The 14,127-nt window shown below is 68.1% G+C and carries 10 protein-coding genes and 1 tRNA gene; 7 read left to right on the top strand and 4 right to left on the bottom strand.

The features are described from left to right. Positions 1–65: 65 nt before the first annotated feature. The 4 genes from ACFHNC_RS12670 to ACFHNC_RS12655 all read right to left on the bottom strand — a co-directional run bounded on the left by ACFHNC_RS12670 (position 66) and on the right by ACFHNC_RS12655 (position 8,288). Positions 66–1,178 (bottom strand): endo-1,4-beta-xylanase, encoded by a 1,113-nt coding sequence (locus ACFHNC_RS12670; RefSeq protein WP_437169581.1) that lies wholly within the window; start codon positions 1,176–1,178, stop codon positions 66–68. Beyond that, positions 1,175–5,698, bottom strand: coding sequence for a glutamate synthase large subunit (gene gltB / locus ACFHNC_RS12665; protein WP_437169580.1), 4,524 nt, complete (start codon positions 5,696–5,698; stop codon positions 1,175–1,177). Before gltB ends, ACFHNC_RS12670 begins: the two co-directional genes overlap by 4 nt. Before the next feature lie 5 nt (positions 5,699–5,703). Then, positions 5,704–7,143: an NAD(P)-dependent oxidoreductase gene (locus ACFHNC_RS12660; RefSeq protein WP_437169579.1), complete on the bottom strand. Its 1,440-nt coding sequence runs from the start codon at positions 7,141–7,143 to the stop codon at positions 5,704–5,706. 191 nt (positions 7,144–7,334) lie between these two features. Beyond that, positions 7,335–8,288 carry a complex I NDUFA9 subunit family protein gene (locus ACFHNC_RS12655; RefSeq protein ID WP_437169578.1) on the bottom strand — a complete coding sequence of 318 codons (954 nt, stop codon included), beginning with the start codon at positions 8,286–8,288 and terminating at the stop codon, positions 7,335–7,337. Between the two features lie 162 nt (positions 8,289–8,450). On the opposite strand from ACFHNC_RS12655, the gene ACFHNC_RS12650 reads away from it, so the two are divergent. The 7 genes from ACFHNC_RS12650 (at position 8,451) to hpf (ending at position 14,035) form a co-directional block, all read left to right on the top strand. Beyond that, positions 8,451–8,537, top strand: a tRNA-Leu gene (locus ACFHNC_RS12650). Between the two features lie 22 nt (positions 8,538–8,559). Next, complete coding sequence (locus ACFHNC_RS12645; RefSeq protein WP_437169577.1) at positions 8,560–9,213, top strand: ribonuclease D; 654 nt, start codon at positions 8,560–8,562, stop codon at positions 9,211–9,213. 226 nt (positions 9,214–9,439) lie between these two features. Then, the gene (lptC, locus tag ACFHNC_RS12640; RefSeq protein ID WP_437169576.1) at positions 9,440–10,066 is read left to right on the top strand and encodes an LPS export ABC transporter periplasmic protein LptC; all 627 of its coding nucleotides are present in this window, start codon (positions 9,440–9,442) and stop codon (positions 10,064–10,066) included. Then, positions 10,063–11,046: an LptA/OstA family protein gene (locus ACFHNC_RS12635; protein ID WP_437169575.1), complete on the top strand. Its 984-nt coding sequence runs from the start codon at positions 10,063–10,065 to the stop codon at positions 11,044–11,046. Before lptC ends, ACFHNC_RS12635 begins: the two co-directional genes overlap by 4 nt. Then, on the top strand, positions 11,043–11,819 hold the full coding sequence (gene lptB, locus ACFHNC_RS12630) for an LPS export ABC transporter ATP-binding protein (protein WP_437169574.1): 777 nt from the start codon (positions 11,043–11,045) through the stop codon (positions 11,817–11,819). The genes ACFHNC_RS12635 and lptB overlap by 4 nt, the downstream gene beginning before the upstream one ends. 50 nt (positions 11,820–11,869) lie before the next feature. Next, positions 11,870–13,360, top strand: a complete 1,491-nt coding sequence (gene rpoN / locus ACFHNC_RS12625) for an RNA polymerase factor sigma-54 (RefSeq protein ID WP_437169573.1) — start codon at positions 11,870–11,872, stop codon at positions 13,358–13,360. Positions 13,361–13,435: 75 nt separating this feature from the next. Then, complete coding sequence (gene hpf, locus ACFHNC_RS12620) at positions 13,436–14,035, top strand: ribosome hibernation-promoting factor, HPF/YfiA family (RefSeq protein ID WP_437169572.1); 600 nt, start codon at positions 13,436–13,438, stop codon at positions 14,033–14,035. Positions 14,036–14,127: the final 92 nt, after the last annotated feature.

Genomic DNA, 14,127 nt, shown 5'->3' with positions numbered 1-14,127 from the left:
GAGACGGTGGGAATATTGCACGTGGCGCCCCCGGGGCCAACCCGCAGCCTCAGGTTGATAAGCCGCTACGTCCGTCGCGGCGCCGCATCCAGCGACGCGGCGATGGCGGCCCAGATCGGCTTGCGGCGCATCGCCTCGTCATAGGGCAGCGGCCGCGCCCGCGCGTTGTCGCGGCGGCGATGTTCGGGCAGGCGGCCCTCATGGATCCAGGAATGGCGGTCCGTCAGCCCCCAGGTGACCACGGCGCGCACCGCCGGTTCCGCCAGTGTCGCATCCAGGAAACGCCGCACCAGATCGGCCGCGGCGGCATCGCGCGGCCCGGCGGCGGCCGGCAGGGCGCTGCAGTTCACATCCAGCTCCGTCACCTCGATGGTCAGGCCGAGTGCGGCGACATCCGCCAGGAAGGCGCGCCATTCGGAGGCCTCGAAGGGCTGCCCCGCCTGCAGATGCGCCTGCACGCCCAGCACCTGCACCGGCGCGCCCACCTGGCGCAGCCCCCGCAACAGGCCGAGCACGCCAAGCCGGCGGCGGCGGGACCAGGCGGTGGCGTGCTCACAGCCGAAATCATTATAGGCGAGCCGCGCGGTGGGGTCGGCGGCGCGGGCCATGTGGAAGGCCTGCGGCAGATAGTCGGGCCCCAGCCGGTTCAGCAGCCATGTGCGCCGCAGGAAGTCCGGGCGACCATCCTCCGGTGCCACCGCCTCGTTCACCACATCCCAGGTGGTGACGCGGCCCTGCCAGCGCAGAACGGTGGCATCGACATGCTGCGCCATGGCGGCCGCCGTGCCGCGGGCCGAAAGATCCGCCAGCCAGCGCGGCTCGCTTTCGTGCCACAGCAGGGTGTGACCGCGCACGGCCATGCCGTTGCGGCTGGCGAAATCGAAAAGCTGGTCGGCGCGACGGGTGCGGCGGTTGCCGGCCTGTGGCTCCAACTCCGCCCATTTCATCTCATACTCGGCGACCACCAGCCCACAATCGGCGCGGAAGGCAGCGGCGAGGTCCGGCTCCATCAATTGGCGGGTGCTGACCGCGGCGCCGAAGGCGAGGCCCTTGGCGGCGGCGCGGGCGTGCAGCCCGCCACCCGGTGCCGCCGGCGGCGTGACCAGCCCCGTCTGCGCCACGGCGCAACCGGGGATGGCCAAGGCCAGCAACGCGCGGCGCGTTGCCGGGATGATCACTCCGCGGCGACAGCCAGCGCGTCTTCCATCGGCTGCGGCAGGTAGCGGGCATAATCCTTCGGCACGACATGCCAAAAGTTCAGCCGCTCCGCCGCCCAATCGTTCAGCAGGCGGGCGGCGAAGGGGCTGTTGGTTTCCTCGACATGGCGCGCGATGTGTTCGCGCAATACCTCATCCCAATGGGCGGAGGCCCCGATGCGGCACCAGCGCAGCGATTCCGGATTGACCCGGTGCTCGAAGCTGGCCTCGGCGTCGTAGACGAAGGCCATGCCGCCGGTGAAGCCCGCGCCGAAATTGTCGCCGACCGCGCCGAGGATCACGACGGTGCCGCCCGTCATGTACTCGCAGCCATTGGCGCCGACGCCTTCCACCACCGCCAGCGCGCCGGAATTGCGCACCGCGAAGCGTTCCCCCGCCTGCCCCGCCGCGAACAGCGCGCCGCTGGTCGCACCATACAGGCAGGTGTTGCCGATGATGGTGTTGTCCTTCCACACCAATGTGGAGGACGGCGCCGGCCGCACCACGATGGTGCCGCCGGACAGGCCCTTGCCGACATAGTCATTGGCATCGCCAAAGACTTCCAGCTTGAGGCCCCGCACCGCGAAGGCGCCGAGCGACTGTCCGGCGGAGCCGCGCAGGCGCACCGAGAGATGGCCGCGCTGCAGCCCCTCCATGCCGAAACGGCGGACGATCTTGCTGCTGATCTTGGTGCCGATGGCGCGGTGCGTGTTGCGGATGTTGTAGGCGAGCTGCATTTTCTCGCCGCGTTCGAACAGCGCAGCCGCATCGCGGATCATGTCCGCATCCAGAGTCTCCGGCACCTCGTTGCGGCCTTCCAGCGTGCAATAGGCGGCATGGCTGCCCGAATCCGCCTTCACGAGCAGCGGATTCAGGTCGAGGTCGTCGAGGTCTTCCGCACCGCGGCTGACCTGGCGCAGCAGGTCGGTGCGGCCGATCACCTCCGTCAGCCGGCGGAAGCCGAGGCCGGCGAGAATTTCCCGCACTTCCTCCGCCACGAAGCTGAACAGGTTGATGACCTTCTCCGGCGTGCCGGCAAATTTCTGGCGCAGCGCGTCGTCCTGGGTGCAGACGCCGACGGGGCAGGTGTTGGAATGGCACTGGCGCACCATGATGCAGCCCATGGCGACGAGCGACGCGGTGCCGATGCCGAATTCCTCGGCACCCAGCATGGCGGCGATCACCACGTCGCGGCCGGTCTTCAGGCCGCCATCGGTGCGCAGCTTCACGCGATGGCGCAGGCGGTTGAGCATCAGCACCTGATGCGTCTCGGTCAGCCCCATCTCCCAGGGCAGGCCGGCATGCTTGATGGAAGATACGGGCGAGGCCCCCGTGCCACCGGAATGGCCGGAGACCAGGATCGCATCCGCCTTCGCCTTGGCGACGCCGGCGGCGATGGTGCCGATGCCGGAGCGTGCCACCAGCTTCACGCAGACGGTGGCTTCCGGGTTGATCTGCTTCAGGTCGTAGATGAGCTGCGCCAGATCCTCGATGGAATAGATGTCGTGGTGCGGTGGGGGCGAGATCAGCATCACGCCCGGCGTGGAGTGCCGCAGCTTGGCGATCAGTTCCGTCACCTTGAAGCCGGGCAACTGCCCGCCCTCGCCGGGCTTGGCGCCCTGGGCGACCTTGATCTCGATTTCCTTGCAGTTGTTCAGGTATTCGGCGGTGACACCGAAGCGGCCCGAAGCAATCTGCTTGATGGCAGAATTGGCATTGTCACCATTGCGGCGCGGCCGCGCGCGCGCCGGGTCCTCGCCACCCTCGCCGCTGTCGCTGCGCGCGCCGATGCGGTTCATCGCGATGGACAGCGTCTCATGTGCCTCCGGGCTCAGGGCACCGAGCGAAATGCCAGGCGCCACCAGGCGCTTGCGGATTTCGGTGATGCTCTCGACTTCCTCGAGCGAGACGGCCACGCGCCCTTCCGCGCGGAAATCCAGCAGGTCGCGCAGCGCCACCGGCGGCAGCTTGCGGACGCCTTCCGAGTAGCGCTTGAAGGTCTGGTAGCTGTCCGTCTCGACTGCCTTCTGCAGCGTGTGGATCAGCGACCCGTCGAAGGCGTGGTTCTCGCCGCGCTTGCGCAGCTTATACAGGCCACCCACCGGCAGCGTCACCGCATCCGCATCCCAGGCCTTCGCATGCAGCGCCAGCACGCGGCGCGCGATGCCGGAAAGGCCGATGCCGGAAATGCGCGAGGCGATGCCCGGGAAAAATTCCGCGACCAGTGCACGGGACAGCCCGATCGCCTCGAAATTCATGCCACCGCGATAGCTGCTGATGACGGAGATGCCCATCTTGGACATTACCTTCAGCAGCCCCTTGTCGACCGCCTTCTTGTAACGCGCGACGCAATCCTTCAGCGACAGCTCGCCGAACAGCCCGCGGCGGTGCCGGTCCGCAATGCTCTCCTGCGCCAGATAGGCGTTCACCGTGGTGGCACCCGCGCCGATCAGCACGGCGATGTAATGCACATCGATGGATTCGGCGCAGCGCAGGTTCAGGCTGGTGAAGGTGCGCAGCGAGTTCTTCACCAGATGCGTGTGCACGCCACCCACGGCCAGGATCATCGGAATCGCGGCGCGCTCCGGCCCCTGCCCTTCATCGGTCAGGATCACATGCGCGCAGCCGCTGCGCACGCCTTCCTCGGCTTCCCGCCGGATACGCTCGATGGCGTGGCGCAGCCCCTGTTCGCCCTCCGCCACGGCGAAGGTGCAATCCACCACGCAGGCGGTGTCGCCCATATAGGCACGCATCGCGGCGAATTCGGCGTTGGACAGAACGGGGCTGTCCAGCATCAGCATGTCGCACTGGGTCGGGTCCTCATCGAGGATGTTGCCCAGATTGCCGAGGCGCGTCTTCAGCGACATCACCCGCGTCTCACGCAGGCTGTCGATCGGCGGATTGGTGACCTGGCTGAAATTCTGCCGGAAGTAGTGGTGCAGGCCGCGATACTGGCTGGACAGCACGGCGATGGGCGTGTCGTCGCCCATGCTGCCGATCGCTTCCGCGGCATCCTCGACCATCGGATGCAGGATCGTCTCCAGCTCCTCCAGCGTGTAGCCCATGGCGAGCTGGCGGCGGCGCAACGCCTCCCCGGTCAGTTCCGCCTGTTCATCAGCGCCGGATTTGACGATGCCGTCGATGCGCGTGGTGCGGCTGGTCCATTCGCCGAAGGGCTTGCGGGAGGACAGCGCATCCTTCAGCTCCGTATCGCCATAGAAGCGGCCGGTGGAGAGGTCCACGCCGACGCATTGCCCGGGCCCGACGCGGCCCTTTGCCAGCACGCGGTTCTCATCCACCTTCACCATGCCGGTCTCAGAGCCGATGATGAGGATATTGTCCGTGGTGATGCTGTAGCGCATGGGCCGCAGCCCGTTGCGATCCAGCCCGCCGATCACCCACTTGCCATCCGTCGCGGCGATGGCGGCCGGGCCGTCCCAGGGCTCCATCACCGCGTTGCAGTACAGGAACATCTCCCGGTGCGCATCCGGCATGGTCGCGTTGCTGCCGAGGCTTTCCGGAATCAGCATGGACTTCGCCATCGGCGCGTCACGGCCGCCGCGCACCAGCAGCTCGAACACATTGTCCAGCGTCGCGGTGTCGGACCCACCCGCCTGCACGATCGGCTTAATGTCGTCCATGTGTGCGTCGAGCAACGGATGCGCCAGCCGCGTCTCATGCGACTTCATCCAGTTGATGTTGCCGTGGACGGTGTTGATCTCGCCGTTGTGGGCCAGCATGCGGAAGGGCTGGGCCAGGCGCCAGGTCGGGAAGGTGTTGGTGGAATAGCGCTGGTGGTAGATCGCGAAGCGGCTGACGAATCGCGCATCCAGCAAATCCGGGTAGAATTCCGTCAGGCTCTCCGCCAGGAACATGCCCTTGTAGACGATGGACCGGCAGGACAGCGAGCACAGATACAGTTCCGGAATCTGTGCCGCGATCGCCTGCTTCTCGATCCTGCGGCGGATCACGAACATGTCCCGCTCGTACAGATCCTCATCGACGCCGCGGGGGTTCCACAGCAGGATCTGCTCGATCTCGGGCCGCGTCGCATTGGCCTTCTCACCGATGCAGGACACGTCGATCGGCACCTGGCGCCAGGAGTAGATGTTATAGCCCGCGGCGAGGATTTCCGTCTCGACGATCTGCCGGCACCGCTCCTGCGCGCCGAGGTCGGTCTTCGGCAGGAACACCATACCCACCGCGATGCGGCCCGGGCGCAGCCGGTCACCGCCGCGTTCCACCACTTCCGCGAAGAAATCCTGCGGGATTTCGAGATGGATGCCGGCGCCGTCGCCGGTCTTGCCATCCGCATCCACCGCGCCGCGATGCCACACGGCCTTCAACGCATCGATGCCGGCCTGCACCACCTTGCGATGCGCCTGGCCATCGAGCGACGCGACAAGCCCGACGCCGCAAGCGTCGTGTTCGGTCAGGTCCACATGCGCGGCAGACGTCAGCAGCGCGTGCTGGGACAGGTAGTTCTCGACGTACTTGTCCATCGTCGTCACTCCGCCGCCACGGCGAGCGCCGCGGTCTTCTGCTCGATGTAGCTGTGCATGGTCTCGGCCGCGTCGCGACCATCGCGGATCGCCCAGACCACGAGGGAGGCACCGCGCACGATGTCACCGGCGGCAAACACGCCTGGCAGCGCCGTCATCATCGTGCGGTGATCCACCTTCAGCGTGCCCCATTTCGTCACCGGCAGCGCCGGCTCGTTAAAGGCCTTGGGCAGATCCTCGGGGTCGAAGCCGAGCGCCATGATGACGATGTCGGCCGGCAGGTCGAAGCTGCTGCCCGGAATGGCCTGCACCTGCTGGCGCCCCGTCGCATCCGGCAGGCCGAGATGCATGCGGTGCGCGCGCACGGCGGTGACGGCGGCATCGCCCAGGAAGGCCCCCGGCGCGCCCAGCCATTCGAAGGTCACGCCTTCTTCCTCGGCGTTGTACACCTCCCGCATCGAGCCGGGCATGTTCGCCTTGTCGCGGCGATAGAGGCAGGTGACGGAGGATGCGCCCTGGCGCACCGCGGTGCGCACGCAATCCATCGCCGTGTCGCCGCCGCCGATGACGACCACGCGCTTGCCGGCCGCGTTCATCGTACCGCTCGCCATGCCGGGAACATTCTCCCCCAGGCCGGCACGGTTCGACGCCGTGAGGTACTCCAGCGCCGGGACGATACCGGGCAGGCCGATGCCGGGGGCCGCCATGCCGCGCGCCTTGTAGACGCCGGTCGCGATCAGCACCGCGTCGTGCTTCACGCGCAGTTCTTCGAGCGTGATGTCGCGCCCGACCGCGACGTTCAGGTGGAAATGGATGCCGCCTTCTTCGAACTGCTTCCAGCGGCGCAGCACCACCTCCTTCTCCAGCTTGAAGTTGGGGATGCCGTAGATCATCAGCCCGCCGACGCGGTCGTAGCGGTCATAGACATGTACCTGGTAGCCGCGCATCCGCAGCCGCTCGGCCGCCGCCAGCCCACCCGGCCCGGCGCCAATGATGCCGACGCTTTGCGCCAGCTCCCGCCGCGGCTTCGGCGCCTTGACCCAGCCCATCTCCCAGGCGGTGTCGGTGATGTACTTTTCGACGCTGCCAATGGTGACCGAGCCAAAGTCTTTCTCGATGACGCAGTTGCCCTCGCACAGGCGGTCCTGCGGGCAGATGCGGCCGCAGATCTCGGGGAAGGTGTTGGTGGCGGCGGAGACCTCATAGGCCTCCTCAAGCCGGCCTTCCGCGGTCAGCTTCAGCCAGTCCGGGATGTTGTTGTTGAGCGGGCAATGCACCTGGCAGAAGGGCACGCCGCACTGGCTGCAGCGGCTGGACTGTGCCTTCGCCGCGTCAGGCGTGAAGTCCTTGTAGATCTCGCCAAAGTCCTCGCGGCGCGCCGTGGCCGGGCGCTTGTCCGGCTGGTGCTGGTCGAGGCGCACGAATTGCAGCATCCGATCGGCCATGGCGGCGCGAGCTCCTGACTACGCGCATACCATCCGGCGGCGGCGCGGGGATCGCCCTGTACACCACCCCCGAAACCGATGCGAGTCCGTTTTCGGCCTATAGGACAGCCAAACTGCCCTATTTTCTTCGCTCAGGCCCGAGGCACTCAACCGATCGAAGATCCGGGCCAGTCAAAAGGTCCGAAACGGCCTCACGTGGTTGCGAGGTCCCGCCTCCCGCCGCCCCGGCGAAAACGCTTCAGATAGGCCGGCACCACCGACTCCACGGATTTCGGCGCGATGCCGAGCGCGGCGAGGCCGGGCATGGAAGCTGCCGCCACATTGTCCTTGGCCAGCAGCAGAAGCTGGTCGCTGGTCAGCGCCGGGTTGGGCAGCTTCTCCAGGATGCGCGCCTGGAAGCGCATCAATCCCATCGGCATCTCCACCATCGGACGCCGGCGGTGCGTGGTATCCAGGATGAAGCGCAGCACCTCGCGCATCGTCATCACGCGCGGGCCGCCCAGTTCATAGGTGGTGCCGAACGCCTGCTCCTGCTCCAGCGCCGCCATCACCGCATCCGCCACATCCGCCACATAGACCGGCTGAAAGCGGGAATCGCCGGAAACCACCGGCATGAAGGGCAGCATCTGTGCCATGTTGGCGAAGCGGTTGAAGAACTGGTCCTCCGGCCCGAACACCACCGAAGGCCGCAGGATGGTGGCGGTCGGGAAGGCCGCCAGCACCGCCGCCTCCCCCTGCGCCTTGCTGCGCGCATACAGGCTTTCGCTGTTGGCATCCGCGCCGATGGCGGAGACCTGCACCATGCGCCGGGCGCCAGCCTTCGCCGCCGCCTCCGCGATCAGGCCCGGGGCCTGGCCCTGCACCCGCTCGAAATCACCGGGGCGACGTTCATACAGAATGCCGACCAGGTTGATGACGACATCGGCGCCGGAGACGGCGCGGGCCAGCGCCTCGGCATCCGTGACCGAGACCTGCAGCGGCACGATCTGGCCGACCCGGCCCTGCGTGGTCAGGAAACGCATGCCGGCCGGGTTGCGGGTGGCCACCCGCACCACATAGCCCTGCGCCGCCAGCCGCTGCACCACATATCGGCCGATGAAGCCGGCGCCGCCGAAAACCGTCGCGACCCTGCGTTCCTGCTGCATCATCCGCACTCCACCAAAACTGACCATTCGCTGCCGGACCATATGGGGGCGCGTGCACCGCGCCAAGGCGATGTCACGCGACGGCAAGAATTCCGTCCGCCACCCGCTTGACGGAAATCGGGGCCGCCCGTAAATCCCGCCCCACGTCGGAAGACGCCCCTTGCCCAGGTGGCGGAATTGGTAGACGCGCTGGCTTCAGGTGCCAGTGACCGCAAGGTCGTGAAGGTTCGAGTCCTTTCCTGGGCACCACCTCATAGGGGTCACATCGGCGGTGGGTTCCACCCTTTTCACGAAGGCCGCCGTGATCCGACTGCACCGGCATGACCTGCCGGATGGCCTGAACTTTGGGTCCTCCGTCGCCATCGATACTGAAACCATGGGCCTCGACCCGCGGCGCGACCGGCTGTGCCTGGTGCAGCTTTCCGCCGGCGACGGCACCGCCCATTGCGTGCAGATCCTGCCCGAGCGCCTCGGCGGCCGTGGCGCGGATTGCCCGAACCTGAAGCGCCTGCTGGCCGACCCGGCGGTGCTGAAGATCTTCCACTTCGCCCGCTTCGATGTCGCCGCGCTGTACAATGCGCTGGGCGTGGTGGTGGCGCCCGTGGTCTGCACCAAGATCGCCTCCAAGCTGGTCCGCACCTATACGGACCGCCACGGGCTGAAGGATCTGTGCCGGGACCTGCTGGGCGTCGATCTGTCCAAGCAGCAGCAATCCAGCGATTGGGGCCAGGCGGAGCTGACGCCGGACCAGTTAACCTACGCGGCCTCCGACGTGCTGCACCTGCACGCGCTGTGGGCAAGGCTGAAGGCGCTGCTGGAACGGGAGGGGCGGCTGGACATTGCCGAGGCCTGCTACCACTTCCTACCCATGCGCGGTCGACTGGACCTGCTGGGCTATGAGGATCCGGATATCTTCGCGCATTGATCCGGTCTGTGCGCCGATGGCGCCGGGATTGACCAGCGCGTAAACCCTTGGCGGGGCGTTCGATGTCGCCGTGGCACGTTTCTTGTCCGCGGGGCACGGCGTGGCTGTTGTTCGCGTTGACCCCCCGCCCCGCGAGGCCCATAAAAACCAGGTGAGATTGCCGCCGCCCATTTCCGCCCGGCCCAACGCCCCCCCCGGCGCGGGCGCCCGCGCACCCAACCGCCGCATGCTGGCACCCTCACGGGAGCGGCGCGCGCCGAGCGCCGGGCAGTTGGCGCGGCGGCGCATCATGGTCAGCGTTGCCAAGCGGTTGCTACCGCTGGCCGCCGTTGCGCTGCTCGCCGCCGTCGCACTTTGGCCGGAACTGGACAGCGCCGCGGATCGTGGCCGCGTCGCCTTCCGCCGGGTGGTGCAGACGGCACCCGAAGCGCTGCGGATCGTTGATCCGCGCTATCAGGGGGTGGATGAGCAGAACCGGCCCTACACGGTCACCGCCAGCCTTGCCACCCAGGGCGGCAATGAGGATGTGGTGGTGCTGAACGAGCCGCGCGCTGACCTGCTGCTGGGCGACAGCGCCTGGGTCTACCTGGAATCGCAACGGGGCCGCTTCAACCGCCCCACCAACCGGCTGGACCTCGCGGGCCAGGTCACCGTGCATCATGATGACGGCACCCAGTTCGTGACGGAGCGCGCGGCGATCGACCTGCGCGCCGGCGCGGCCACGGGGGATGACCCGGTGGCCGCGCAAGGCCCCTTCGGCAATCTGACGGCGGAAGGCTTCCGGCTGTTCGACCGCGGCCAGGTGGTGGTCTTCACCGGCCGCGCCCGCGCGGTTCTGGAGGGTGGACGATGATGCGTGCCGGCGTGGCGCTTGCAGCCCTTCTGCTTGCCCTTCCCGCACCCATGGTGCAGGCGCAGAACCTGGATCTGAACCAGGGCGGGCCGGTGGAGATCACCGCCAATGACGGCATCGAATGGCGCCAGCAGGAACAGGTGGTCATCGCCCGCGGCCAGGCCCGCGCGGTGCGCGATGGCGTCACGGTGGATGCGGACCGGCTGATCGCCCGCTACCGCCCGCGCGGCGGGGCGGCGGCGGCGCCGGAGCCGGGTGACAGCCCGCTGTCGGGTGGCGAGATCTGGCGGCTGGAGGCGGAGGGCCGGGTTCGCGTCACCTCCACCACCGAACGCGCGGAAGGCGAGCGCGCGGTCTATGACATGGACCAGGCGGTAATGGTGCTGTCCGGCCGTGGCCTGTCGCTGACCACGCCGGACCAGACCATCACGGCGCGCGACAGCCTGGAGTATTGGCCGCAGCGCCGCATGGCGGTGGCGCGGGGTGGCGCCGTTGTGGTCAGCTCGGAAGGGCGCCGCATCGCCGCCGATACGCTGGTGGCCTATTTCCTCGATGCCCCGGCGGAAGGCGCCCCAGCGCCCGCGCCCGCACGCCCCGCCGCACCGCCCGTCGCCGGCCTGCCAGCGGCGGGTGAAGGAAGCCGGATCGAACGGGTCGAGGCCTATGGCAGCGTCGAGATCCGCTCGCCCGAGGAAGTCGTGCGCGGCGAGCGCGGCATGTACAGCCCGCAGACCGGCCTCGCCCGGCTGGTTGGCGGCGTTCGGATTACCCGTGGGGAGAACCAGTTGAACGGCCAGGAAGCCATCGTGAACCTGCGAACCGGCGTGTCCCGGCTGATCTCCGCCCCCGGCACGCGCGTGCAGGGGCTGGTGGTGCCAGGGCAGCAGCAGCCGGGCCAGGCCACGGTGCCCCCGGCGCAGCGGCCGGCGCCACGCACCCCGGCCCCGCCCCCGCCCCGTCGCCCGAGCCAGGCCCCATGAGCGGCGCCGAGCGGGAGACCCGCACCCCCCCCATCCGCCTCGCCACCCAGAATACCGGGCTGGTCGCGACCGGCCTCGGCAAGCGCTACAAGAAGCGGCCGGTGGTGCGGAACGTCTCGCTGACCCTGCGGCGGGGGGAGGCTGTGGGCCTGCTTGGCCCGAACGGCGCCGGCAAGACCACCACCTTCTACATGATCACCGGCCTGGTGCAGCCCGATGAGGGCACCGTCACCATGGATGGGCATGACGTGACCCACCTGCCCATGTACCGCCGCGCCCGCCTCGGCCTCGGCTATCTGCCGCAGGAGGCCTCGATCTTCCGCGGCCTGTCGGTGGAGGACAATATCCGCGCGGCGCTTGAGGTGGTGGAGCCGGTGCGCGACCGGCGGGAGCAGATGCTGGACAGCCTGCTGGCGGAATTCGGCATCGCCCATCTGCGCCGCGCCCCTGCCCTGGCCTTATCCGGCGGTGAGCGCCGGCGCTGCGAGATCGCCCGCGCGCTGGCCACCCAGCCCAGCTACATCCTGCTGGACGAGCCGTTGGCTGGCATCGACCCGATCGCGGTGGGCGAGATCCGCGACCTGGTGAAGCATCTGAAGGATCGCGGCCTCGGCGTGCTGATCACCGACCACAATGTGCGAGAGACGCTGGAGATCATCGACCGCGCCTACATCCTGCATGACGGCCAGGTGCTGATGGAGGGCAACCCTCGCGACATCGTAGCGCATGAGGGTGTGCGGCGTGTCTATCTCGGCGAAAGGTTTTCGCTCTAGGCTGGCGGAATGAACAGCGCCGCGCATCGCCGGGTTGGGGGCTGAAGGTCGTGGCGCTCGGCCCACGCCTGGACCTGCGGCAATCCCAGTCCCTGGTGATGACGCCGCAACTGCGGCAGGCCATCAAGCTGCTGCAATCCAGCAATGTCGAAGTGACCGCCTTCGTCGAGGAGGAGCTTGAGCGCAACCCGCTGCTGGAGCGCGACGACCGCGCCGAACCCGCGACGCGCGCCGATGAACGCCCCCCCGAGGCCCCTGCCCCGGAGCCCGCCGATACCCATGCCGCCGCCACATCCGGCGAGATGCCGGCGGAGGGCGCGGCACCGCTCGATGCCGATTGGGGCAATGTCTATGACAGCGACGGGCCGGGCGGCGGCTTTGCCGAATCCGGCGGCCGCGGCGGCCGTGCCGATTTCGACGACAGCCTGTCGGACATCGAGGATCTGGCGGATGGCCGGAAATCGTTGCGCGAGCATCTGGGCGAACAGGTCCGCCTGACCTTCGGCGATGCGCGGGAAAGACTGATCGCGGCACAGATGCTGGCGCTGGTCGACCCGGCCGGTCGCATGACCATCACGGATTGCCAGATCGCCAACGCGATGGGCTGCCCGGAGGCGCAGGTGGCCGGGGTGCGGGCGCGGCTGCAGCGGCTGGACCCCGTCGGCATGTTCTGCCGCGACCTGCGCGAATGCCTGGCGGTGCAGTTGGCGGAGCTCAACCGGCTGGACCCCTGCATGGAGCGTCTGCTGGACAATCTGGAGATGCTGGCGCGGCGCGACCTGCGCGGGCTGATGCGGGTCTGCGAATGCGACTCCGAAGATCTGGCCGACATGATCGCGGAGCTGAAGCGGCTGGACCCGAAGCCGGGTGCGAGCTTCGACGCACCGCCGGCCATGGTGGTGGTGCCGGATGTGCTGATGAAGCGCCTGCCGGATGATGGCTGGGCGGTGGAGCTCAACCCGGAAACCCTGCCCCGCGTGCTGATCAATCGCGGCTTCCACGCCCGCGCCGTGGTCGGCGCCAAGACCCGCGATGACAAGGCCTTCATCGCGGACCGGCTGCAATCCGCCACTTGGCTGGTGAAGTCGCTGGAACAGCGGGCCAACACCATCCTGAAGGTCTCGGCCGAAATCGTGCGGCGGCAGGATGGCTTCTTCCGCCTCGGCGTCGCGCATCTGCGGCCGCTGATTCTGCGCGACGTTGCCGAATATGTCGCCATGCATGAAAGCACCGTCAGCCGCGTTACCGCAAACAAGTACATCGCGACGCCGCGCGGGACCTTCGAGCTTAAGTATTTCTTCACGACTGCCATCGCCGGAACACTTGGTGGCGAAAGTCATTCCGCCGAGGCGGTGCGATTCCGCATCCGGGAGATGATCGGCGCGGAATCCAGCGAAGACGTGCTGTCGGACGATGCGATCGTCGAGCGTTTGCGCAAGGAGGGAGTGGACATTGCCCGCCGAACGGTGGCCAAATACCGCGAGGCGTTGCGCATTCCATCGTCGGTGCAACGCAAGCGGGAGAAGGCCGTCCCGGCCTGATCCGCGGCACCCTACTACGCCGCCTATCCCCCCGGGCGCGGCCTTCCCCATAGCGGAGGAAGGAGCGAGGCTCGCATGCATATCACCGTCGCAGGCAAGCAGGTCGAAACCGGGGAAGCGTTGAAGACGCATGTGCGGGATGGGTTGACCACCATATCCCGCAAGTATTTCGACCACGCCGTGGAAGCAAACGTCACCTTCAGCCGGGACGCGAAGGGGCACGCTTTTCTCTGCGACATCAACCTGAAGGCCGGCCGCAACCTGTTCCTGCGCGGCGAGGGCGAGGGCGCGGATGCGCATCGCGCCTTCACCGTGGCAGCCGAGCACGTCGCCAAGCGCCTGCGCCGCTACCGCCGCCGCGTGAACGACCACGCCCGCAGCCTGGCCAGCGAACGCGAACCGGAAGTTTCGGAGCCCGCGCGCCAGGTGGTGCTGCGGCAGGAGGAAGATGAGGAAACGCCCGATCCCGCGCTGGAGGAAGCCGGCGACAACCCCGCCGTGGTGGCCGAAACACCGTCCGAGATCCATCGCCTGACGGTGGGCGAGGCCGTCATGCGAATGGACCTGGCGCATGTGCCGGTGCTGATGTTTCGCAACCGGGCAACCAACGGGCTGAACGTGGTCTATCGCCGCGGCGACGGGAATATCGGCTGGATCGACCCGAAGACCGCCTAAGAGACCGTTTGGGGATACTGGCGGCTGAGGGTTCGCAAGGGATCTTTCGTTCCGGGAAGGCGCGGGGCGCGGCCGATGCTGGTTGCATCGGC

This window comes from Falsiroseomonas sp. E2-1-a4 (assembly GCF_051433165.1).
Classification (GTDB): domain Bacteria; phylum Pseudomonadota; class Alphaproteobacteria; order Acetobacterales; family Acetobacteraceae; genus Falsiroseomonas.
This window is presented reverse-complemented; position numbering and strand designations above follow the sequence as displayed.

Bases quoted from the DNA above. Each gene is read 5' to 3' on its own strand.
- gltB (WP_437169580.1), bottom strand. From the start codon at position 5,698: ATGGACAAGTACGTCGAGAACTACCTGTCCCAGCACGCGCTGCTGACG.
- ACFHNC_RS12660 (WP_437169579.1), bottom strand. From the start codon at position 7,143: ATGGCCGATCGGATGCTGCAATTCGTGCGCCTCGACCAGCACCAGCCG.
- ACFHNC_RS12655 (WP_437169578.1), bottom strand. From the start codon at position 8,288: ATGCAGCAGGAACGCAGGGTCGCGACGGTTTTCGGCGGCGCCGGCTTC.
- lptC (WP_437169576.1), top strand. From the start codon at position 9,440: ATGCTGGCACCCTCACGGGAGCGGCGCGCGCCGAGCGCCGGGCAGTTG.
- ACFHNC_RS12635 (WP_437169575.1), top strand. From the start codon at position 10,063: ATGATGCGTGCCGGCGTGGCGCTTGCAGCCCTTCTGCTTGCCCTTCCC.
- lptB (WP_437169574.1), top strand. From the start codon at position 11,043: ATGAGCGGCGCCGAGCGGGAGACCCGCACCCCCCCCATCCGCCTCGCC.
- hpf (WP_437169572.1), top strand. From the start codon at position 13,436: ATGCATATCACCGTCGCAGGCAAGCAGGTCGAAACCGGGGAAGCGTTG.